Source organism: Thermohalobacter berrensis, from assembly GCF_003609645.1.
Classification (GTDB): domain Bacteria; phylum Bacillota; class Clostridia; order Tissierellales; family Thermohalobacteraceae; genus Thermohalobacter; species Thermohalobacter berrensis.
The window spans coordinates 43996-66545 of sequence record NZ_MCIB01000036.1; the positions used below are offsets into that span (position 1 = coordinate 43996).

At 31.2% G+C, this 22550-nt stretch carries 24 protein-coding genes; 16 read left to right on the forward strand and 8 right to left on the reverse strand.

The window, feature by feature from the left end; genetic code table 11:
* Positions 1–26 precede the first annotated feature (26 nt).
* From feoB to BET03_RS10995, 6 genes are all read left to right on the forward strand, one after another.
* Positions 27–1880, forward strand: coding sequence for a ferrous iron transport protein B (gene feoB, locus BET03_RS10975; protein ID WP_120170280.1), 1854 nt, complete (start codon positions 27–29; stop codon positions 1878–1880).
* Between the two features lie 11 nt (positions 1881–1891).
* Positions 1892–2035, forward strand: coding sequence for a hypothetical protein (locus BET03_RS13710; protein ID WP_183108839.1), 144 nt, complete (start codon positions 1892–1894; stop codon positions 2033–2035).
* A gap of 251 nt (positions 2036–2286) precedes the next feature.
* Positions 2287–3639, forward strand: a complete 1353-nt coding sequence (locus tag BET03_RS10980) for a Na+/H+ antiporter NhaC family protein (protein WP_120170282.1) — start codon at positions 2287–2289, stop codon at positions 3637–3639.
* 132 nt (positions 3640–3771) lie between these two features.
* The gene (nuoE, locus tag BET03_RS10985) at positions 3772–4302 is read left to right on the forward strand and encodes an NADH-quinone oxidoreductase subunit NuoE (protein ID WP_120170284.1); all 531 of its coding nucleotides are present in this window, start codon (positions 3772–3774) and stop codon (positions 4300–4302) included.
* Positions 4303–4364: 62 nt separating this feature from the next.
* The gene (locus tag BET03_RS10990; protein ID WP_183108846.1) at positions 4365–6197 is read left to right on the forward strand and encodes an NADH-quinone oxidoreductase subunit NuoF; all 1833 of its coding nucleotides are present in this window, start codon (positions 4365–4367) and stop codon (positions 6195–6197) included.
* A gap of 13 nt (positions 6198–6210) precedes the next feature.
* Entirely contained in the window at positions 6211–8052 is a 1842-nt protein-coding gene (locus BET03_RS10995; protein WP_120170289.1) for an NADH-dependent [FeFe] hydrogenase, group A6, read from the forward strand.
* Between the two features lie 22 nt (positions 8053–8074).
* Here BET03_RS10995 and BET03_RS11000 read toward each other — a convergent pair whose 3' ends face one another.
* Together BET03_RS11000 and BET03_RS11005 are read right to left on the reverse strand one after the other, a co-directional pair.
* A complete protein-coding gene (locus tag BET03_RS11000; RefSeq protein WP_120170291.1) occupies positions 8075–10162 on the reverse strand; it encodes a heavy metal translocating P-type ATPase in 2088 nt (695 codons plus the stop codon).
* A 34-nt stretch (positions 10163–10196) separates the two neighbouring features.
* A complete protein-coding gene (locus BET03_RS11005; protein WP_120170293.1) occupies positions 10197–10550 on the reverse strand; it encodes an ArsR/SmtB family transcription factor in 354 nt (117 codons plus the stop codon).
* A gap of 204 nt (positions 10551–10754) precedes the next feature.
* On the opposite strand from BET03_RS11005, the gene BET03_RS11010 reads away from it, so the two are divergent.
* The 4 genes from BET03_RS11010 to BET03_RS11025 are packed head-to-tail and all read left to right on the forward strand — an operon-like array spanning position 10755 to position 13359.
* Complete coding sequence (locus BET03_RS11010) at positions 10755–11342, forward strand: metal-dependent hydrolase (RefSeq protein WP_120170295.1); 588 nt, start codon at positions 10755–10757, stop codon at positions 11340–11342.
* A gap of 37 nt (positions 11343–11379) precedes the next feature.
* Positions 11380–11778 (forward strand): secondary thiamine-phosphate synthase enzyme YjbQ, encoded by a 399-nt coding sequence (locus tag BET03_RS11015; protein ID WP_120170297.1) that lies wholly within the window; start codon positions 11380–11382, stop codon positions 11776–11778.
* A 19-nt stretch (positions 11779–11797) separates the two neighbouring features.
* The gene (locus BET03_RS11020) at positions 11798–12958 is read left to right on the forward strand and encodes a glycerate kinase (RefSeq protein WP_120170299.1); all 1161 of its coding nucleotides are present in this window, start codon (positions 11798–11800) and stop codon (positions 12956–12958) included.
* A gap of 44 nt (positions 12959–13002) precedes the next feature.
* Positions 13003–13359, forward strand: coding sequence for a VOC family protein (locus tag BET03_RS11025; RefSeq protein ID WP_243096927.1), 357 nt, complete (start codon positions 13003–13005; stop codon positions 13357–13359).
* Positions 13360–13367: 8 nt separating this feature from the next.
* On the opposite strand, the gene BET03_RS11030 is transcribed toward BET03_RS11025, so the two are convergent.
* From BET03_RS11030 to BET03_RS11045, 4 genes are read right to left on the reverse strand one after another with little or no spacing between them, the layout of a single operon-like run.
* Positions 13368–14051 (reverse strand): YetF domain-containing protein, encoded by a 684-nt coding sequence (locus tag BET03_RS11030; RefSeq protein WP_120170303.1) that lies wholly within the window; start codon positions 14049–14051, stop codon positions 13368–13370.
* A 21-nt stretch (positions 14052–14072) separates the two neighbouring features.
* On the reverse strand, positions 14073–14534 hold the full coding sequence (locus BET03_RS11035; protein WP_120170305.1) for a YetF domain-containing protein: 462 nt from the start codon (positions 14532–14534) through the stop codon (positions 14073–14075).
* The gene (locus tag BET03_RS11040) at positions 14486–14764 is read right to left on the reverse strand and encodes a DUF421 domain-containing protein (protein ID WP_120170307.1); all 279 of its coding nucleotides are present in this window, start codon (positions 14762–14764) and stop codon (positions 14486–14488) included. Before BET03_RS11040 ends, BET03_RS11035 begins: the two co-directional genes overlap by 49 nt.
* Positions 14765–14775: 11 nt before the next feature.
* The gene (locus tag BET03_RS11045) at positions 14776–15147 is read right to left on the reverse strand and encodes a DUF4363 family protein (protein ID WP_183108840.1); all 372 of its coding nucleotides are present in this window, start codon (positions 15145–15147) and stop codon (positions 14776–14778) included.
* A gap of 185 nt (positions 15148–15332) precedes the next feature.
* On the opposite strand from BET03_RS11045, the gene BET03_RS11050 reads away from it, so the two are divergent.
* Positions 15333–16097 carry a DUF2087 domain-containing protein gene (locus BET03_RS11050; RefSeq protein ID WP_120170311.1) on the forward strand — a complete coding sequence of 255 codons (765 nt, stop codon included), beginning with the start codon at positions 15333–15335 and terminating at the stop codon, positions 16095–16097.
* A gap of 43 nt (positions 16098–16140) precedes the next feature.
* On the opposite strand, the gene BET03_RS13715 is transcribed toward BET03_RS11050, so the two are convergent.
* Positions 16141–16317 (reverse strand): hypothetical protein, encoded by a 177-nt coding sequence (locus BET03_RS13715; protein WP_183108841.1) that lies wholly within the window; start codon positions 16315–16317, stop codon positions 16141–16143.
* A gap of 336 nt (positions 16318–16653) precedes the next feature.
* Here BET03_RS13715 and BET03_RS11055 point away from each other — a divergent pair, with 336 nt between their 5' ends.
* The 3 genes from BET03_RS11055 to BET03_RS11065 all read left to right on the forward strand — a co-directional run bounded on the left by BET03_RS11055 (position 16654) and on the right by BET03_RS11065 (position 18905).
* Positions 16654–17457, forward strand: coding sequence for an ABC transporter substrate-binding protein (locus tag BET03_RS11055; protein WP_120170313.1), 804 nt, complete (start codon positions 16654–16656; stop codon positions 17455–17457).
* An 88-nt stretch (positions 17458–17545) separates the two neighbouring features.
* A complete protein-coding gene (locus BET03_RS11060; RefSeq protein ID WP_120170315.1) occupies positions 17546–18196 on the forward strand; it encodes an amino acid ABC transporter permease in 651 nt (216 codons plus the stop codon).
* The gene (locus BET03_RS11065; protein WP_120170330.1) at positions 18180–18905 is read left to right on the forward strand and encodes an amino acid ABC transporter ATP-binding protein; all 726 of its coding nucleotides are present in this window, start codon (positions 18180–18182) and stop codon (positions 18903–18905) included. The genes BET03_RS11060 and BET03_RS11065 overlap by 17 nt, the downstream gene beginning before the upstream one ends.
* Before the next feature lie 61 nt (positions 18906–18966).
* Here the strand turns inward: BET03_RS11065 and BET03_RS11070 are convergent, their stop codons facing one another.
* Positions 18967–19194, reverse strand: a complete 228-nt coding sequence (locus BET03_RS11070; RefSeq protein WP_120170332.1) for a DUF1450 domain-containing protein — start codon at positions 19192–19194, stop codon at positions 18967–18969.
* Positions 19195–19442: 248 nt separating this feature from the next.
* Between BET03_RS11070 and glnA the strand changes: the two genes are divergently transcribed.
* Both glnA and BET03_RS11080 read left to right on the forward strand, forming a co-directional pair.
* Entirely contained in the window at positions 19443–20777 is a 1335-nt protein-coding gene (glnA, locus tag BET03_RS11075; RefSeq protein WP_120170334.1) for a type I glutamate--ammonia ligase, read from the forward strand.
* A gap of 189 nt (positions 20778–20966) precedes the next feature.
* Entirely contained in the window at positions 20967–22517 is a 1551-nt protein-coding gene (locus BET03_RS11080; protein ID WP_120170336.1) for an AbgT family transporter, read from the forward strand.
* The last annotated feature ends 33 nt before the right edge of the window (positions 22518–22550 follow it).

Sequence of the window (22550 nt, forward strand, 5' to 3'; positions counted from 1 at the left end):
GAACAAAAGATTAAGGAGGTAAAAGTATGGATTGCTGTAATATAAGCCATAAGATAGATATACCTGAAAATTCTAAAAAAGTCGTTCTAGCAGGAAATCCTAATGTAGGGAAGTCAATTTTCTTTAACTCATTTACAGGTATATATGTAGATGTATCTAATTATCCAGGTACTACTTTAGATATTAGTACAGGAAAATTTGGAGATTACTATGTAATAGATACACCAGGGGTATACGGAGTTTCATCGTTTAATGATGAAGAAATTGTTGCAAGGGATGTTATAGCTTCAGCTGATATTGTAGTAAACATAGTAGATGCAGTTCATTTAGAGCGTGACCTTTTCCTAACACAACAAATTATTGATATGGGTATACCAGTAATTGTTGCATTAAACATGATGGATGATGCTAAGAAAAATGGATTAGATATTAATGTTTCAAAACTTAGTAAAGAACTAGGTGTACCGGTAATTCCTACTGTTGCACCAAAAGGTGAAGGCTTAGAAGAAGTTAAAAAGTCCATTAATAAAGCTAAGATAGGAAATAGTAGTTTAACCCTTACAGAAGAATTAGAAGATATTAAGAAAAAGGCGGGTAATCAACCTGAAGCATTACTAATCCTTGAAGGGGATCCTCACGTAACTGAAAAATATGGATTAAAACCAATAAATCATAGGGAAAAAATTTATAAGGACAGAAGAGAAAGAGTAAATAAAATTGTTGATAATGTAGTAAAAGAAACAACAGAGGGAACAAACTTTAAAACTACATTAGGTAGAATGATGGTTAACCCTATAACAGGTATTCCTATGTTATTGTTAGCCCTATATGGATTATATGAATTTGTAGGTGTTTTTGTTGCACAGACAGTTGTAGGTATTACAGAAGAAACAATATTTTTAGAAATGTATGAGCCTTTTATTAGAAGGGTAGTTGGAAATGTAGTAGAACCATCTTCATTATTTGGACAACTACTAATAGGTGAATTTGGATTACTTACTATGGCAATTACTTATACATTTGGATTATTATTACCTTTAGTTATTGGTTTCTACTTATTCTTATCAATATTAGAAGACTCAGGCTATATGCCTCGTATTGCTGCTTTGGTAGATAGAGTTCTAACTTCATTAGGCTTAAACGGAAGGGCAATTATTCCAATGTTATTAGGTTTTGGTTGTGTTACAATGGCTACAATAACAACACGCTTATTAGGGTCTAAGAGGGAAAAAATAATTGCAGTATTCCTATTAGGTTTAGCAATACCTTGTTCAGCTCAGTTAGGTGTAATCGCAGGATTAATAGCACCTTTAGGGGCTAAATTCTTCATTATTTATGTTGCAGCAATATTTATAATCTATGTATTAGTAGGAACATTATTAAACAAGGTAATGCCAGGGGAAACAACTGATTTATTAATAGATTTACCACCATTAAGATTACCAAGGGTTAGCAACGTATTAAGAAAAACATATATAAAGTCTAAGTCATTTATTAAAGAGGCAGGTCCTATATTTGCTATAGGAGCAATAGTAATAACATTAATGCAAGAGTTTGGAATGTTAACTGCTATTCAGAATGCAGTAGCACCAATTACTGTAGGCTGGCTAGAATTACCTAAAGAAGCTGCAACAGCCTTCATAATGGGTATAGTTAGACGTGACTTTGGTGCAGCTGGATTAACAGATTTAGCAATGACTCCAGCTCAAACAGTAGTATCACTAGTTACAATTACATTATTTGTACCTTGTATTGCAGCTATGATGATTATGATAAAAGAAAGAAGCTGGAAGGAAGCTCTAGCAATTTGGTTTGGAAGTTGGATAATTGCATTTGTTGCAGGTGGTGTTGTAGCGAAAATACTGCCATTATTAGCCTAGAAGGTGATTAAATGAAATGTAATCAAAAGGAAAAAAAGAGGATATGTCCCCAATGTGGTTTTGAAATAAAAGACTTAGAAGCTATTAGATGTCCCCGATGTTTTAAAATTCTATTAAAAAGCTGTTCCGAATGTGATGGCTGTACATTTAAATAGGAAAGGTGGCTGATTTTTCAGCCACCTTTCCTATTTATATATAAACTTTTATTGTCTAAGAAAGTATATTTAAACAAATTGATGAAATAAAGATAAATAATATATTTAAGGTTCCCCTAGCGGAAGCGAGATTTGCTCGCTTTTTAAATAAGAAATTTCCTAGATTAAATTTTAACTATTGTAAGTTTTCTAAAATATTATACAATAATAATGAATTTTAAATGCATAATTAATATTCTAGAGGTGATTTAGTGGACTTAATATTAGGATTAATTTTAATATTTTCCTTACTATTATACGGCTCCTATAAAGGAACTTTTTTAGCTTACCTATTGATAGCAGGATTATTTATATTATATTTAGTAGGAATAAAACGGGGGTTTAAATTTAAAGAATTAGTTAAATTTAGTATAAATGGATCTAAAAAAGCATTACTTATTGTTAGAATATTTATGCTTATAGGGGCAATTATTTCTGTTTGGATGGCTTCAGGAACTATCCCTTTCATTGTATATCATGGATTAGAAATGATTAATTTTAATTATTTTATTCTTTCTGCCTTTATATTAAGTGCAATAGTTTCATTGCTTTTAGGAACTGCCTTTGGTGTTGTAGGTACAATTGGGGTTGTACTTATGATTATGGCCAAAACGGGAGATATAAATCTCAGTCTAGTAGGTGGTGCAATTATATCTGGTGCCTATTTTGGAGATAGATGTTCTCCAATGTCATCTAGTGCCATGTTAGTAGCTACACTTACTGAAACAAAAATTTATAGAAATATCAAATTAATGTTTAAAACAACTATTATACCTTTAATAATAACTCTAATAGCCTTTATTATTTTATCATTAGAAAATCCTCTTATAATTAAGGGTAATATGATTAGTTCCGAGATAATAAATATTTTTAATATTGACATTATTGTACTTATCCCAGTTGTAGTTATAATTTTTTTGATTTTATTGAGAATAGATATTAAAATATCAATGTTTATAAGTATTTTATCAGGTATTATTATAGCTGTTTTTGTACAAAATAGAAGTATTTTAGATGTAATAAAGTATATTATATTTGGATTTAGTCTAGAAGAAGCTGCGCAGCTTCAGGCAATATTAAAAGGTGGCGGAGTTGTTTCTATGTTAAAGGCCTCTATTATTGTACTTATTTCTACAGCATATGCAGGTATATTTGAAGGTACTAATTTATTAAAGGAATTAGAAGGGTTTATATATAAGGTTAGTAATAAATATGGAGTTTTTGCGGCAATATTATTTACTAGTATAATAACATCTTCTTTTGGTTGTACACAGACCCTTGCTATTATACTCACCTATCAACTTTTAAAGAAGATATATGATGAAAGAGGGTTAAATAAATATGACCTGGCTATTGATATTGAAAATACAGTAGTAGTTATGGCAGCTCTAATTCCTTGGAATGTTGCAGGAGCAATACCAGCAGCTACCCTATCAATAGATTCAAGTTTTATTCCATATAGTTTTTACCTTTATTTTTTACCTAGTATAACTTTATTAAGTAACAAGCTTTTATTTAAACTTAAAAAAATAAAGCATATCCAGTTACCTAAAATTAGGCATTAAAAAAGATGGTCTTACAATAGACCATCTTTTTTAATGCTTATAATCCCTCTACTTCTCAGAATAATCAATTATACATTCGAGCATAATAGAATTGAATTTAAATTATCTTTTTTCCAGAAAGAGGGTGAGTTTGTGGGAATAAGGATTGAAAAGCATGAGGAAGAAAATTTTAAAAAGTTAGACCAAGTGATTGAGAAATACAAAGAAGAGGAAGGTATGCTAATTAGGATTTTACAAAAGGCTCAGGATATTTTTGGCTATTTACCAATGAAAGTTCAATCATACATATCGGAAAGGTTAGATATCCCAATTTCTACGGTAAACGGTATAGTGACTTTCTATTCTTTGTTTTATCAAGAACCACAAGGTAAATATACAATAAGTGTGTGTACAGGAACTGCATGTTATGTAAAGGGAGCACATGAAGTTTTAGATGCTATAAAGGATGAATTGCAAATAAAAGAAGGGGAAACTACCATGGATAAACTTTTTACTTTAAAAACAACTAGATGTATTGGTGCCTGTGGTCTAGCACCTGTTATTACGATAAATGATGATGTTTACGGAAGACTAACTCCAGCTGATATACCATCAATTTTATATAAGTATATTAAAACCCATAAGAAGGCTCATGTTCCAGAGAAAGAGGAGGTGAAAAATTGAAATTACAGCAGTTAAACTCTAAAGATGATTTAGTAAGAGTAAGAGAAGAAACCTATAATAATATGAAGTTGCGTTTTAAAGAAGAAAATGTAGAAAAGGAGATAAATAAATATCACATATTAGTTTGTACAGGGGCTGGATGTATTTCCTCAAGAAGTAATTCAGTACATAAAAAATTAGATAAAGAAATAAAAAAGAGAAAACTACAAGAAAAAGTAAAAGTATTTAAAACAGGTTGTTTTGGTTTATGCAAATTAGGTCCTATAGTGGTAGTTCATCCAGATAGAACCTTTTATACAAAGGTAGATCCTAAAGATGTTGATGAAATACTAGAAATGCATATAGAAAAAGGTCAACCAGTGGAGAGACTATTTTATAGGTCACCTAAAACAAATGAAGTTCAAAAAACAATAGATGAAGTAGATTTTTTTGATTATCAAAACCGTATAGCACTTAGAAATTGTGGAGTAATAAACCCAGAGGATATAACTGAATATATAGCAATGGATGGATATATGGCTTTAGCTGATATTTTGGTAAATAAAACAGATCCTAAAGTTATAATTGAAGAAATTAAACAGTCTGGTTTACGAGGAAGAGGAGGGGGAGGATTTTTAACAGGAAAAAAATGGGAGTATGCATCTGCATATGAAAGTGATAAAAAATTTGTACTTTGCAATGCTGATGAAGGTGACCCTGGGGCATTTATGGACCGTTCAATATTAGAAGGAGATCCCCATAGTGTAATAGAGGCTATGATTATAGCTGGATACTGTATAGGTGCACATAAGGGATATATATATGTAAGGGCTGAATATGAGGCAGCATTAAATAGAATTGAAAAAGCTTTAGACCAAGCTAAAAAAATGGGACTTTTAGGAAAAAATATACTTGGATCTTCATTTGACTTTGATTTAGACATAAGATTAGGAGCTGGAGCTTTTGTATGTGGAGAGGAAACAGCCCTTATCCAATCAACTATGGGTTTAAGGGGTGAACCAAGACCAAGACCACCTTTCCCTGCAGAAGTTGGGCTTTGGGAACAACCTACATTAAACAATAATGTTGAAACATATGCTAATATTCCAATAATTTTAAGAAAAGGAGCAGATTGGTATTCAAGTATTGGAACGGAGGGAAGTAAAGGTACAAAGGTCTTTGCTTTAGCTGGCCAAATTAACAATACAGGATTAATTGAAGTACCTATGGGAACAAAGTTAAAGACAATAATATATGATATTGGCGGTGGAATTCACGATAACAAGGAATTTAAGGCCCTTCAAACAGGAGGACCTTCAGGGGGTTGTATACCATCTGACTTATTAACTACAGAAGTAGATTATGAATCATTAGCAGACATAGGCTCAATGATGGGCTCTGGTGGAATGATTGTTATGGATCAGACGGATTGCATGGTTGATATAGCACGATTTTATTTAGAGTTTGCCCATGATGAATCATGTGGAAAATGTGTTCCATGTAGGGTAGGTACCAAGCGACTGTTAGAAATTCTCCAAAAGATTACAAGTGGAAAAGGAGAAATGGAAGATTTAGAAATACTAGAAAATCTATGCTATGACATTAAGGATTCTTCATTGTGTGGTTTAGGACAGACAGCCCCAAATCCAGTACTAAGTACCTTACAATACTTTAGAGATGAATATATAACACATGTAAAGGAAAAGAGATGTCCTGCAAAGGTATGTAATGAACTATTAAAAGTAGTAATTTCTGAAGAAAAATGTGTTGCATGTGGGATTTGTGCAAGGGTGTGTCCTGTAAATGCTATTACAGGAGAGCATAAAAAACCTCCATTTAAAATCCATCAGGATGTTTGTATTAAATGTGGGGCTTGTGTTCAAAAATGTCCTGTAGACGCTATATATAAGGAATAAGGGTGGTGATATAATGGAGAACATACCTGAGAAAGAAGAAAATAAAATATATGAAAATGAAGAAAAAGTAACTATAACTATAGATGGAAGAGATTATGAAGTTCCAAAGGGTTTAACAGTATTAGAGGCTGCAAGGATGGTAAATATAGAAATTCCAAGTTTATGTTATTTAAAGGACATTAATGAGATTGGAACTTGCAGGGTTTGTGTTGTGGAAGTAGAAGGTTCTAGAACATTACAACCTTCATGTGTATATCCTGTTAGAGAGGGGTTAAGAGTTAGAACAAATACTGAAAGGGTAAGAAGGGCAAGAAGAACAGCAGTAAGTCTATTGCTTTCTAATCATCATAGAGAATGTACTACATGTGTTGCTAACTTAAATTGTGAATTACAGAATGTAGCAGCAGATTTAGGAATTAGAAATATACCCTTTACAGGTGAAAAAGTGGATTATGGTGTCCATAATAATAATCCTGCAATTCAAAGAGATTACAATAAATGTATAAACTGTAGACGCTGTATGGCAATATGTAACAAAATTCAGGAATGCTACGTTTATTCTCCAATCAATAGAGGTTTTGATACACTTATTGCACCAGCTTTTCAAAAGGACTTATCTGAAGTTAGCTGTATTATGTGTGGCCAATGTGTTCTAGCTTGTCCTACTGGCTCTTTAGCTGAAAAAGAGCATATTAATGAAGTTCTTGAAGCAATATCAGACCCAAATAAACATGTAATTGCGCAGACAGCTCCTTCTATTCAGGTTACTATAGGTGAGCCCTTTGGAATGCCTGTTGGTTCATTTGTTGCTGGTAAATTAGTTGCTGCACTTAAACGTATAGGATTTGATAAAGTTTTTGCAACAGATGTTACTGCAGACCTTACAATTATGGAGGAAAGTGAAGAACTATTACATAGATTATTTCATGAACCAGACAAACTTCCACTATTATCTTCCTGTTGCCCTGGATGGGTAAAATATGCAGAACACTTCTTCCCTGAGTTTCTTCCTAATTTGTCTAGTACTAAATCTCCCCATGAAATGTGTGGTGCTTTATCAAAGACATGGTATGCACAGAAATATGGAATTGATCCAGATAAAATAGTAAATGTAGCAATAATGCCTTGTACTGCTAAAAAATATGAGGTTGCTAGACCAGAAATGGAATCAGATGGATATAGGAATGTTGATTATGTATTAACAACTAGAGAATTGACCAGAATGATTAGAGAAACAGGTTTAGATTTCCCTAACCTACCAGAAGAAGAATATGATGAACCCTTTGATCAATATAGTGGTGCAGGAATGATATTTGGAGCTACTGGTGGACTTTTCGAAGCTGTATTACGTACAGTTCATGAAAAAATTACTGGTGATAAAATGGAAGTACCAGATTATACTGATGAACATGTTCAAAGTGGCTTAAAATATGGAAGAGTAACTATAGGAGATAAAACCCTTAATATTGCAATTGCACATGGAACAGGAAATGCAAAAAGGGCATTAGATAGAATGAAAAGGGGAGAATGGAAAATCCACTTTATGGAAGTTATGGCATGTCCAGGAGGCTGTGTAGGTGGAGGAGGTCAGCCTATATTAGGTAGTAGAGATCATAAATTTATATCATTAAGTTATCGTCATAATAGAGCAGATGCACTATTTAATGTTGAAAAGGGTAAAAAGATTAGGCGTTCCCATGAAAATCCAAGGGTAAGACAAATTTATGAAGAGTTTTTAGGTCATCCTGCCTCAGAAAAGGCAAATAAATATCTTCATACTTCATATATTCCTAGGGGAAGACATCCTTATTTAGTAGATGAAAAACATTATAAAGGATATAATGAAAAAGATTAAACTGAAGGATTGTACCTTCAGTTTAATCTTTAATAAATGTAGCCCTTATAGAATTTAAAATAGCTATTACTGCAACCCCTACATCAGCAAAAACTGCTGCCCACATAGTCGCCATACCTAAGGCTCCAAGGATTAATACTAATATTTTTATACCTAAAGCAAATACTATGTTTTGCCATACTATTTTTTTTGTTTTTTTAGAAATTTTTATTGCATCTGCTAGTTTGCTTATCTCATCTGTCATAATAACTACATCAGCTGCTTCAATGGCTGCATCTGAACCTAAACCTCCCATAGCTATGCCAATATCTGACCTAGCTAGAACAGGGGCATCATTTATACCATCACCAACAAATATAGTGTTACCCTTTTTATTTTTTTGAATAAGTTCAAATTTTTCTACTTTTTCATGGGGTAGCAGTTCAGCAAAAACCTTATCTATTCCAAGTTTTTCTCCTATTTTTTCGGCAACTAGTTTATTATCGCCAGTAAGCATTGATAAGTTTTTAATTCCCAATTTTTTAAGCTTACTTATCCCTTTTGACGTATCTGTCTTTAGCTCATCGGATATAACTATATAGCCCTCAAAATTTCCATCAATCGCAACATAAGCAACAGTACCATCAACATCTACTGTATTAAAGTCTATCTCATTTATAGTCATTAATTTAGAATTACCTATAAGGATTTCCCTGTCTTCAATAATAGCTTTTATACCTTGACCAGATATTTCTTTGTAGTCTTTAACTAACTTTTCATTAATTTCATCATCATAGGCCTTTAATATAGAAATTGCAATAGGATGGTTAGAATAACTTTCCGCATATGCTGCATACTTTAACAACTCTCTTTCTGTCAAGCTACCTAAGGTTTGAATATTTGTAACTTTAAAAATTCCTTTAGTTAATGTTCCTGTTTTATCAAATACAATGGTATCTACATTAGTTAAAGCTTCGAGATAACTTCCACCTTTAACTAATATACCATTTTTTGATGCACCACCTATTCCTCCAAAGAAGCCTAAAGGTATAGATATTACAAGGGCACATGGACATGAAACTACCAGAAATATGGAAGCCCTATAAATCCATTCAGCCAATGATTCCTTTAAAATAATAGGTGGTAATATTGCAATAAAAAGTGCTAAAAATACAACTACAGGTGTATAATATCTTGCAAATTTCGTTATAAACTTTTCTGTTGGAGCTTTCTTACTACTTGCTTTTTGGACAAGTTCTAATATTTTAGATACAGTTGATTCACTAAATTCTTTTGTAACCTTTACAGTTAATAGACCATTCTGGTTTATTGAACCACTTAAAACCTCATCTCCTTTTACCACTTTTCTTGGTAGAGATTCACCAGTTAATACAGATGTATCAATCATAGACTCTCCTGATATTACTTCACCATCTAGAGGAACTCTTTCACCTGGTTTTATTACAATGGTATCTCCAATTTTCACATTGTCTGGAGAAACCCTCAATATTGTTTGATCTGTTTTTAAATTTGCAAAGTCTGGCCTAATATTTAATAGGGATTTTATTGATTTTCTTGAACGATTAACAGCAAGGTCTTCGAAAATCATACCAATATTATAAAAGAGCATAACTGCTACTGCTTCAGGATATTCTTTAATAATAAATGCCGCTATAGTAGCAATGGTCATTAAAAAGTTTTCATCAAATACTTGTCCTTTTGAAATGTTTCTTAGAGCACTTAATAATACCTTTCTACCTACTAAAAGATAACTTATTAAATAAAAGGTTATTTCAATATTAAATTTAAAATCAAATATTAAAACTGTAAAAAAGAGAATAGTACTTATACCAAGCTCAATAAGCTTACTTTTGTTAATGTTACTTTCGGTGATATTAGTTTCTTTAGATTTAACTATAACATTTACATGGGGTTCAATACTTTGTACTATTTTAGTTATCTTTTCTAGTATTTCTTTATCATCTAAATTAGACCTTTGTTCAATAGTTAAATTTTTATTTACGAAATCTATATTAGCTTTTTTGATTCCATCAATTAATCTTATTTTTCTTTCCATTTTTTTTGCACAATTGGCACAACCAAGGCCTTCTAATATAAACTCTTTTTCCATTTATATTTCCCCCTTTATACAAGGACTCATAAATTTAGTTGTGAATTATATGGTTAAATCCTTGGTCAAATACTTTTTTTACATGGTCATCATCAAGGGAATAATAAACAACTTTACCTTCTTTTCTATATTTAACTAGTCTTGCTTGCTTTAATATTCTTAACTGATGGGATATAGCTGATTGTTTCATCCCAAGTAGGGCAGCAATATCACAAACACACATTTCAGATTCAAATAAAGCACAGATTATTTTAATTCGAGTAGTGTCACCAAAGACTTTAAAAAATTCAGCTAATTCATATAGTTTTTCTTCTTCAGGCATTTTTTTCTTAACTTTTTCAACTATATCGTTATGGATTATACTACAATCACAAGTATCTTTACCCATTATAATCCTCCTTTATACTAATATATGAGCATATATTCATATGTTCTACTACATTATACAATGAATAATAAAATAATTCAATATTAATGTTGATAAATAAATTTTACATAAAAGTAATGTAAGCGTGTAAATACCAATGTTTTGTGATATAATAGAACTAATGTTCTTGTGTATGGAAGATATAAAAACTGGAGGAAGCAAAAGATGAAAGGCAAAACACATATGATGCTAGGAGTTGCCTCAGGAATTACAGTAGCATTGAACTTTTCCGCAGATAATGCTGGTATTTTAGTAGGTTCAGCAATTATTGGGTCTATAATCCCTGACATAGATCATCCTAGAAGTACTTTTAATCAAAAGGTTTTATTAATAAAAAATAAAATATATAAGGCTATTATATATTCTATTATTGGAATTATATTTTTACATTTTTTTATAGAAACTAATGAAAAATCTTTAGGAATTTTGGGGACTGCTCTTATTTTAACAGGAGTTTCTAATCATAGAGGATTTACACATAGCTTATTAGGTATATTTCTGTATTCAACGGTGATTAAAATGTTAGCTACAAAATATAATATTAATGATGCTTATTTAGGGTTTGTAATAGGGTATATGAGTCATCTTATAGCAGATTATTTTACTAGAGGTGGAATAAGGATATTTTATCCTTTTGGAAAAGCAATATCTTCGCCTTTAAAAATAAAAGCTGGAGGAAAATTTGAAGAGCTATTATTTATTAGTGCTGCTCTATACTCACTATATAGATTTTACCAAATTATCAAAATATGATTAAAATATTATAAAATAGAACTAGGAGGTGAAAGTATTGATTCAATATTTAGATGTAAGGACAAGTGGAAGGACAGAGCTTATCGATATAACTCCTAAAATTAATGAAATAGTTTTAAATTCAGGCATTAAAAATGGAATATGCTATATATTTGTACCCCACACTACTGCTGCAGTTACTATTAATGAAAATTCCGACCCATATGTAAAAAGTGATATGATAAAAGAACTAAATAAAATAGTACCCTTTGATGATAATTACAAACATATGGAAGGCAATTCAGCTGCTCACATTAAAGCAAGTATTATAGGTTCATCTGAAACTATTATTATACATAATGGAAAGTTATTATTGGGAACATGGCAAGGTATATATTTTTGTGAATTTGATGGCCCTAGAAGTAGAAAGGTTGCTATAAAGATTATAGAAGATTAATTATCAGGGGGAAATTGATTTGAAAATTGTAGTTGCTACAGATTCATTTAAAGGAAGTTTAAGTGCTTTGGAAGTTGTAAACAGTGTAGTAAAGGGGATAAAAAAGGTGTTTAATAATGCTGAAGTAATAAAAATTCCTATGGCAGATGGAGGAGAGGGAACAGTAAAATCTTTAGTAGATGCTACCGAAGGAGAAATTGTATATGAAGAAGTTACAGGACCATTAGGTGATAAAGTAAGTGCTTTTTATGGAATATTGGGAGATAAAAAGACTGCGGTCATAGAAATGGCTGCAGCTTCAGGATTACCATTGGTTCCTAAGGATAAGAGAAATCCTATGATAACTACAACATATGGGACAGGTGAACTTATAAAATCAGCATTAGATAAAGGATGTAGAGAATTTGTTATAGGAATTGGTGGAAGTGCTACCAATGATGGTGGTGCGGGTATGGCTCAAGCATTAGGAATAAAACTTTTAGATAAAAAAGGAAAAGAAATTCCCTTTGGTGGTGGCTCACTAAAATATCTTGATAAGATTGATATGAGTAAGGTAGATAGGAGAATAGAAGAATCTAATTTCGTAGTTGCTTGTGATGTAGATAATCCCCTATGTGGTCCAAAGGGTGCTTCTTATGTTTATGGTCCACAAAAAGGGGCTACAGAAGAAATGGTCTTTAAGTTAGATGAAGGACTTAAACGTTTTGCAGAAATAATTAAGAGGGATTTAGATAAAGAGGTTGAAACTATTAAAGGCGCTGGGGCAGCAGGTGGTCTAGGGGCAGGTTTACTAGCTTTTTTAGATGCAAAATTAAAGCCAGGAATAGATATAGTTATAGAAAGGACTAGATTTAGGGAAAAGGTAAAAGATGCAGATTTTATAATAACAGGTGAAGGAAAAATGGATAGTCAGACTATATATGGCAAAACTCCAAATGGCGTAGCAAGGATTGCAAGGGAATATAATATACCAGTAATAGGGATTGCAGGTTATATATCAGATGATGCAGAAATTAATCATGATTACGGAATAGATTCAATGTTTTCAATTATTAACTATCCCATTAATTTAGAAGAGGCTTTAAATAAAGAAAAGGCAAGTTTTTTAATAGAGAAGAATATAGAAGAGATATCTAGATTAATAAAAATTATAGTAGAAAAAATCACAACAAAAAATTGAGACAGGAACCGGGTTTCTGTCTCAATTTTAAAGGAGGAATGGTAATGGATATATGGGAAGGAATAATTACTTTTTTAGGAACAAAAAATCTAGATAAAACAGATTATTTCTACAATAAAATTTTAGGACTACCTTTATATAAAGACCAAGGTAAATGCAAAATTTACGAGGTACCAGATGGAGGCAAACTAGGCTTTTGTACTCACATATCTATAGTAAAGCAAGGAAAAAGCCCTATTATTACTTTGCTTGTAGAAGATGTAGATAGAATATACACTAAATTAACTAAAGTAGGTTTTCACCCTAATCCCCCTAAAAAGAAGGAACAGTTTAATATTTATCATTTTTTCATGGAAGATCCTAATGGATATACATTAGAAATACAGAAGTTTATAGATTAATTATAGTTTTACTTATAATCATCCCTAGAATCTACATATAAATTACCAGATGTATCAATCTGAGCTAAAGCCACATCTTTAATATTCTCAACATTATGGGTTTTAATTTGTTCTTTTAACCAGCTTTTTGTTATACCTAGTTTCTTTATATTTTCTTCTATTATTTTTCCATCTTTTATAACATCTAAAGGAAGTTGTTGATAACCTACAGGTATGTTCATATCCTTAGGTGTAACAGGTTGGTTTTCTTTTCTAAGTAATATACTTATTTTTCCCTCTGGTTCCATTACAGCAAATTCAACATCACTAACATTAAAAACCTTTTTTTCCCTTAATTTTTTCATAAGATTATCTGTTGAGAGTCTCATTTTTCTTAAATTATTTTCCATTACTTTACCATTTGAAATAACAACTGTAGGTTCTCCTTCAAATATTTTTCTTGCAGTTATAGATTTTAGCGAAGCATATCCCATAAGATAGGTTAAGGCGAAGTATCCCAAAAGTGGACCAACATAATATAATGGATTTGTTCTAGTATCTGAAGCTAATCCACCAGCTAACGTACCCATAGCTGCAGCAGTAGCTAGGTTATAATATGTTATTCTTCCCATTTCTTTTTTGCCAATTATTCTTAAAATTGCCCAAAGAAGTATAAAGGATCCAACTATGCGGAAAAACATATTATCTAACATATTATGTCTCCTTTCAACCTACTAGTATATGTAAGGTAACTTTACATTTTTATCCCTTTTATCAACGTAAAGTTGTCCTGTAGAATCTACCTGTGCTAAAAGTACATCTTCAATTTTTTCAACATTAAAGGCTTTTAATTGTGTCATAAGCCATTTTTTATCTTTGTTTAAATACTTTAAATTTTCATCATTTAATTTGCCATCAATAATAATGGGAAAACTTAATACTGTGGGGCTTGGAGTTATAGCTAAATCACTAGGTTGAACAGGTCTTGCTTGAGCTTTTGGAATAACAGAAAGCTCCCCGTTTGGCTCTAAAATAGCATATTCTACATCTGCTACTTTTTGGTATCCCTTTTGTCTTAATTCCGATATAAGTAAAGGGATATTCATTCTTACCTTTTTTAACTCTTTTTTTAATATTTTTCCCTTTGCTATAAGAATAACAGGTTTTGCATCGATATTGTAAAAAAATTTTTTAATGCAAGGTTACCAATAATGTAACCAGTGATAGTTATGGTTGCAACTCCAACAGTTGCTTTGGAAGGTATTTTATAAACTAAGGGTTCTGCAGCAACCGTTGTTAATAGCATCATTCCTGCTAAATCATAAGCAGTCATTTCAGCAACTGACTTTTTTCCTATTGCTCTTACGGCTGTCCATGAAACTAAAAACATTATAACAGCACGCACCATATAAACAACTATTTCCATATAAATTCCTCCTATGGTTCAGGTACTAACCTATTAATGTTTTCCCATAAATCTTTTGCAGATTTTACACTAGTTAAAACAGTAGGTAAATCCTCTGCTTCAGTACCACCTATAATATCACTTAAAAGGTTTTCAAATGTAGAGAAATCCTCTTCAGCATAATTAAGCATAATTAATGGTTTATATCTTTTCCATTTATTTTTTATCTCTTTACTAATTTCTGCAGCTTTATCCCATTCCTCATTTTTACTATAATTTTCGATTTGATTCAGACTAGATTCTAGAGAACCTTTAGGAAATATAGATTCTTTTATAATGAAATAGCTAGTAAATAGTGCAGCAATTAAAACTATTAGTATGAATCCTAATAACTTATTATTCAAATTATCACCTCTTACAATGGCTTTCATTTTATTAGTATAACCAGATGTTAGGATAAAAATTAGTTAAGGTCTATTAAAACAATATGAGATAATAATAGGTTTACAAATTGACAAACTTTATAATATAATAACTATATAAATACAAACATTAATCAAAAACGTTTAGGGGATGGAGGGATGGAAGTATGAACAATATTAATGAGATATTTTGGAATGCTACAGTTGAAGAAATAAAACAAGGATATGTTTATGATATTAAAAAGGAAAAATATATTTGTTTAATATGTGGAAAAAGCTTTACAGAAGGGATTATATATAAAAATAATGATACTCTTTGTGAGGCTAGAATGGCAATAAAGATGCATATATCTAAAGAACATGGACCAGTTTTTAATTATCTTATAAACATGAATAAAAAGTATACTGGTTTAACAGAAATCCAAAAAGAGCTTTTAGATTACTTTTATAAGGGATTATCAGATAAGGAAATTGTGAAGGCTAGAGGGGGAGGCAGTACTTCAACTATAAGGAATCACCGCTTTAAATTAAAAGAAAGGGAAAAACAAGCAAAAATCTTTCTAGCATTAATGGGATTATTAAATGAAAACAATAAAAGTGAAACTAATGATAAGTTTATAGATATTCATAAGGGGGCTACTATGGTGGATAATAGATATGAAATTACCGAAAAAGAAAAGGAAAAAATAATAAAAACTTATTTTGAAGAAAATGGAAGTCTTAATGTATTTCCTAGTAAAGAAAAAAGGAAAATTGTTGTACTTCAACATATAGTTAAGAATTTTAAAAATGATAAAAAATATACTGAAAAAGAAGTAAATAGAATTTTAAAAAGAATATTTGAAGATTATGTTACTTTAAGAAGATATCTCATAGAATATGGCTTTATGGAAAGAAGTAGAGATTGTAAATATTATTGGATAAAAAATTAAAAAATGAAACGCGAACCCGGTTCGCGTTTCATTTTTTAATTTTTTATTCCCACTTTGGTTCATGGAATTTACTTTTTTCTAATCTTTTCCCTTCATCTTCTGACACTATATATGCAGATATACCTAATCTTTCATATTCTTTTACTTTCTTAATAGCCTCTTCTCTAGGCATTGGGTCTGAAAGAACATTGTCAGTTCTTACAATAAATTTCTTTTCCATTAGAAAACCTCCCTAAACAGTCTAGTATTATTATCCCATTTTAATTAGATATTTATGAATTGTATGATTAGAAGTTATTAAATATAAGCTTATGTATAAATATACACAATACAACAAAAAGGAAAAGTGTAAAGATTTGTTAATTTATAAATTGCAAAGTATATATATTCTAAAATTTAAGAAAATTATACCTAAATTTAATTAAAGTATGAATAAATTTACTTATTATTTAGAATGAAATAAAAAAATATATGAATTTTTAAAAAAAATCTTGCAAAAATATACTAAACAATATATAATATGAATTAATAAAATTATGAAAGGGGAAGTGAATGGATGTTTAAAGCAAAAAAATACTCGACAGCTATTATTTTGATTTTATTAACGGTACTTATGGTTTTTACAGGTTGTTCGAATAAGTCAACCTTAGCTCAAATTAAGGAAAAAGGTAAGTTAATCATTGGAACCAGTGCAGGGTATCCACCATATGAATTTCATGAGGAAATTAATGGGAAAGATGAGATTGTTGGTTTTGATATTTCTATAGCAGAAGAAATAGCAAAGGATCTTGGAGTAGAATTAGAGATTAAAGATATGAAATTTGAAGGTCTTTTATCTGCCTTAAATTCCGGCAAGGTGGATATTGTAATTGCAGCAATGACTCCAACGGAAGAGAGAAAGAAAAGTGTTGATTTTTCAAAGGTATACTATACAGCCGTTCAAGGTGTAATAGTTAGAGCAGAAGATAAAGAAAAATATAATACTTTAGATGATCTTAAAGGAAAGGTTATAGGAGTTCAAAAGGGTACAATTCAAGAGCAAATGGCAAGAGAACAGATTGAAAATCCGCAGATAAAGGCTCTTAATAAGATACCAGATATTATATTACAATTACAAAATGGTAAAGTTGATGCTGTATTAGTTGAGAAGGTTGTAGGAGAGGCATATGCAAATAAAAATGAAGAGTTGGCAGTATCCAATATAACACTTCAAGCTGAAAATGATGGTACAGCAATTGCTATTAAAAAGGGTTCTCCCAAACTTGTAGGTGCAATAAATAAAACCCTTGATAGATTAATGAAAAATAATGATATAGAGAAATTTTTTATAGAAGCTGTAAAATTAGCGGAGGATAACTAAAAAGATAGGGAGAATCCCCTATCTTTTAAAAAATATTCATTAACAACTATTGCTAATGATTAAATTGTAAGCAAGGAGGGCAGTTAAATTGGATTTTTCTTTTTTAAGTAAGTATTATATGTTCTTTTTAATCGGAGTTAGAAATACAATTCTACTTGCAGCTTTTTCTGTTTTTTTTGGAACAATATTAGGTGTTTTTCTTGCTCTTATGAAGATATGTAAAAATAAATTTTTAAAGTCAATAGCTTCAGCATATATAGAGTTTATAAGAGGAACTCCATTGTTAGTCCAATTACTTATTATATATTTTGGACTTCCATTTAATATACCAGAAATTCCTGCTGGTGTAATAGCATTATCATTAAATAGTGGGGCTTATATTGCTGAGATAATACGTGCTGGTATAGAAGCAGTAGACTATGGACAAATGGAAGCTGCTAGGTCATTGGGAATGCCATATAGTATGGCTATGAAATATATAATTATTCCTCAAGCCTTTAAAAATATTCTACCTGCTTTAGGAAACGAGTTTATAACAATTATAAAGGAGTCAGCTATAGTTTCAGTAATAGGTGTGCCAGAACTTATGTATAATGCTGATACTGTTAGGGGTAATACATTTAGAGCATTTGCACCTTTAATTATTGCCGCTATGCTTTATTTTGTACTTACTTTCACTCTTTCAAAGGTGCTTAGAATGGCTGAGAGGAGGTTGAAGGCTAGTGATCAAGGTGTCTAATCTAAATAAAAAATTTGGTCAATTACATGTGTTAAAAAATATAAATGTAGAAATAGAAAAGGGTGAAGTAGTGGTAATAATAGGACCTAGTGGTTCTGGGAAAAGCACTTTTTTAAGGTGTCTTAACCTTTTAGAATATCCAACAAGCGGTGAAGTGATTTTTGAAGGAATTCCAATCACTAGTAAGGAAAATAATATAGATAAACTTAGACAAAAAATGGGGATGGTTTTTCAACAATTTAACCTATTTCCACATATGAATGTTATAGATAATATTACTTTGGCTCCAATAAAGGTAAAAGGGATGAGTAAAGAAGAGGGAGAAAAAACTGCTTTACAATTATTAAAGATGGTTGGGTTACAAGATAAGGCATATAGTTACCCTAAACAGCTTTCAGGTGGACAAAAGCAAAGAATAGCTATTGCTAGAGCTTTAGCTATGTCGCCTGATGTAATGTTGTTTGATGAGCCAACCTCGGCCTTAGACCCAGAAATGGTAGGAGAGGTATTGTATGTAATGAGGCAGTTAGCCTCTAAAGGGATGACTATGGTAATTGTTACTCATGAAATGGGTTTTGCAAAAGAAGTTGCTGATAGAGTAATTTTTATGGATGATGGAAAAATTTTAGAACAAGGAACTCCTAAAAATATTTTTTTGAATCCACAACATGTAAGAACTAAAGATTTCTTAGGGAAAATTTTAATGTAAAGTTGATAGCTCAGGTATTACAGGAAAAAAGGAAGTGCAATTATCTATAATAAAAGTTATTTTAGGTTAAATAAGCTTTTATTTCTTCGTACAATTCATCAGGTGTATCAGTTTGAATTAATTCGCCATCTACTAAAGCATAAGGAGATGCAGCACAATCATCACAGAATCCTAAACATGCCTGTATTTCCACATTTGCATTTACTAATTCACTCTCTATTTTTTCAGCTACCTTATCAGTGCCATGGGAAAAGTTGTGTTCACAGAATTGTATATTAAATGTTTTCATATTAACCCTCCTTATAGAATTACTTATAATTAGTATATTACAATAGTGTGGTTATATACTGAATTATGTGAATGTATTCTAAAATAAAAAAGTATTGACTTTTATGTAGCTATATGCTAGTATAATTTTGTACAAAACTGAAAAATACAATGTATGTAGGCAATGGCGTCTACTTCAATGGGGTAATTATACCCTTTTGCAGTAGGCGCTTTTTATTTTTTGAAAACTACTATTTAGGAGGTTTTAAAATGCAAAAAAAGTACAGTAAAGATGAAGTGTTACAAAAAGCTAAAGATCTAGGGGTTGAATTTATTCACTTACAATTCACAGATATTTTTGGTGTAATGAAAAGCGTTGCAATTACGATTGAACAGTTAGAGAAGGCATTAAATGGAGAAATAACTTTTGATGGTTCTTCTATTGATGGTTTTGTAAGAATTGAAGAATCTGATATGTACTTAAAGCCTGATCCTTCAACATTTGTTATATTTCCATGGGCTACACAAGTTAAAGAAGCAAGACTTATATGTGATGTTTATGATAAAGATGGAAAACCATTTGATGGTTGTCCGAGAAATACATTAAAAAGAATATTAAAAGAAGCAGAAGAAATGGGTTATACTTTTAATGTAGGTCCAGAGTGTGAATTTTTCCTTTTCCATACTGATGAAAAAGGAAATCCTTCACTAGTTACTCACGATAATGCTGGTTACTTTGATCTTGCTCCAGTAGATTTAGGTGAAAGTGCCAGAAGAGATATGGTTCTAACACTTAAGCAAATGGGATTTGAAATAGAGGCTTCACATCATGAGGTTGCACCTGGACAACATGAAATTGACTTTAAATATGATGATGCTCTAAGTGCAGCAGACAATATAATGACCTTTAAAATGGCAGTTAGAATAATTGCTCAACAACATGGTCTACATGCTACATTTATGCCGAAGCCAATATACGGAATAAGTGGTTCTGGTATGCATACAAACATGTCCCTTAATGATTTACAAGGTAATAATGTGTTCTATGAGGAAAATGGAAAACTTCAATTATCTCAAGAAGCTTATTATTTCCTTGGTGGAATTTTAAAACATGCAAGGGCTTTTGCAGCAATAACTAATCCAACTATTAATTCATACAAAAGATTAGTTCCGGGATATGAGGCACCTATATATGTTGCTTGGTCCGCAAGTAATAGAAGTCCTCTTGTAAGGGTTCCAGCTAAAAGAGGTAAATCAACAAGGCTTGAATTGAGAAACCCTGACCCATCAGCTAACCCATATTTAGCTCTAGCAGTTGTATTAAAGGCAGGATTAGATGGAATTAAAAATAAAATTGAACCTCCTAAGTCAGTTGATAGTAATATATATAATATTGGAGAAGAAGAAAAAGATAAAATGGGAATTGAAAGCCTACCAGCTAACCTTTATGAAGCAGTTGAAGAATTGTCTCAAAATGATGTTATAAAAGCTGCTTTAGGAGGACATATTTATGAGAAGTTTGCTGAAGCTGCTAAATTAGAATGGAACGAATATAAAGCAAGAGTAACTAAATGGGAAATAGAAAAATATTTAACTAAGTTTTAATTTAAATATTAAGTTTGAGTTACAAGAGAGTGCTATTAAGTACTCTCTTGTTATATATGCAAAATTATGAAGAGTCTGAATTTGTGGAAATTTTAAAATTTTGAAACACTTCTTGTTTTATTTATATCGATTTAATATAATTAAATTATATTCTAAATTATATAAAAATTTAAAAAAAGGAGGGTAAATATGTCACAACAAGGAACCTCAGTTAAAAGAAAGGAAAACTGGGCTGATCGTTTTCTTAACGTTGTTGAACGAGTTGGAAATAGGCTTCCACACCCTGTAACTTTATTCTTTATTTTTGCAGCAATTGTAGTTATATTTTCATTTTTGCTTAGCTTATTAGGTGTTGAAGCTCAGCATCCAGGTACAGGAGAAACTATTAAAGTAGTTAACCTTCTATCTAAAGATGGTATTCGAATGATTTTAACAAAAGCTGTTGACAACTTTACTAGCTTTGCTCCTCTAGGTACGGTATTAGTGGCAATGTTAGGGGTTGGAGTTGCTGAACGTTCTGGTTTAATTGCAGCACTATTGAAAAAAATGGTCCTTGGTGCGCCAGACAAACTTATTACAGCTGTAGTTGTCTTTGCTGGAGTTATGTCTAGTATGGCTGCTGATGCAGGATATGTAGTACTTGTTCCATTAGGGGCAATTATTTTCCTAGCCAAAGGAAGACATCCATTGGCAGGACTTGCAGCAGCGTTTGCTGGAGTTTCCGGTGGTTTTAGTTCTAATTTATTAGTAACAATGTTAGATCCATTACTTGGAGGTTTTACTACTTCTGCAGCTAATTTGCTTGATCCTAATTATGCTGTATTACCTACTGCTAACTGGTTCTTTATGTTTGCTTCTACTTTCTTAATAACAGCAGTTGGAGTGTTTGTAACTGAAAAAATTATAGAACCAAGACTTGGTGAATATAAAGGAACCTTTAAAAAAGAGTTAGAACCAATTACAAAACAAGAATCTAAAGCATTAAATTTTGCATTTATTACAGTTATTGTTTTTGTTTTAATTATTGCTGCTATGTTAATTCCAGAAAATGGACTACTTCGTTCAGATGAAGGAAATATTTTACAAGGTATTCCATTTACACCATTTGTTTCTTCAATGGTATTATTGATTGCATTATTTTTCTTTATTCCAGGAATTGCCTTTGGTATTAAATCAGGATCTATTAAAAATGATAAAGACGTAGCAGAATTCATGTCAGAAACAATGTCTTCTATGGGTGGATATGTTGTGTTAGCATTTGCTGCAGCACAGTTTGTTTCCTATTTTGCTTGGTCAAATATTGGCTTAATCCTAGCTATTAAAGGAGCAGACTTCCTTAGAGCTATTAATTTAACAGGAATTCCACTAATTTTAATGTTTATTCTTGTTTGTGCTTTTATAAACATTTTTATTGGAAGTGCATCAGCTAAATGGGCTATAATGGCACCAGTTTTTGTACCAATGCTTATGCAGTTAGGTTATTCTCCAGAACTAGCTCAGTTATCATATCGTATTGGTGATTCTATAACAAATATTATTTCGCCTTTAATGTCATATTTTGCTATTATTGTGGCTTTTGGTAAAAAATATGACCCTAAATTAGGAATTGGTACTCTAATTTCTACCATGTTACCATACTCTATAGTTTTTGGTATTGCATGGATGATTATGTTAGTTATTTGGTTAGTTCTAGGAATTCCAATAGGTCCTGGTGCACCAACTATGATTCCACCAATGTAGTATTGACCAATGAGATAAAATAGCTATATAAAC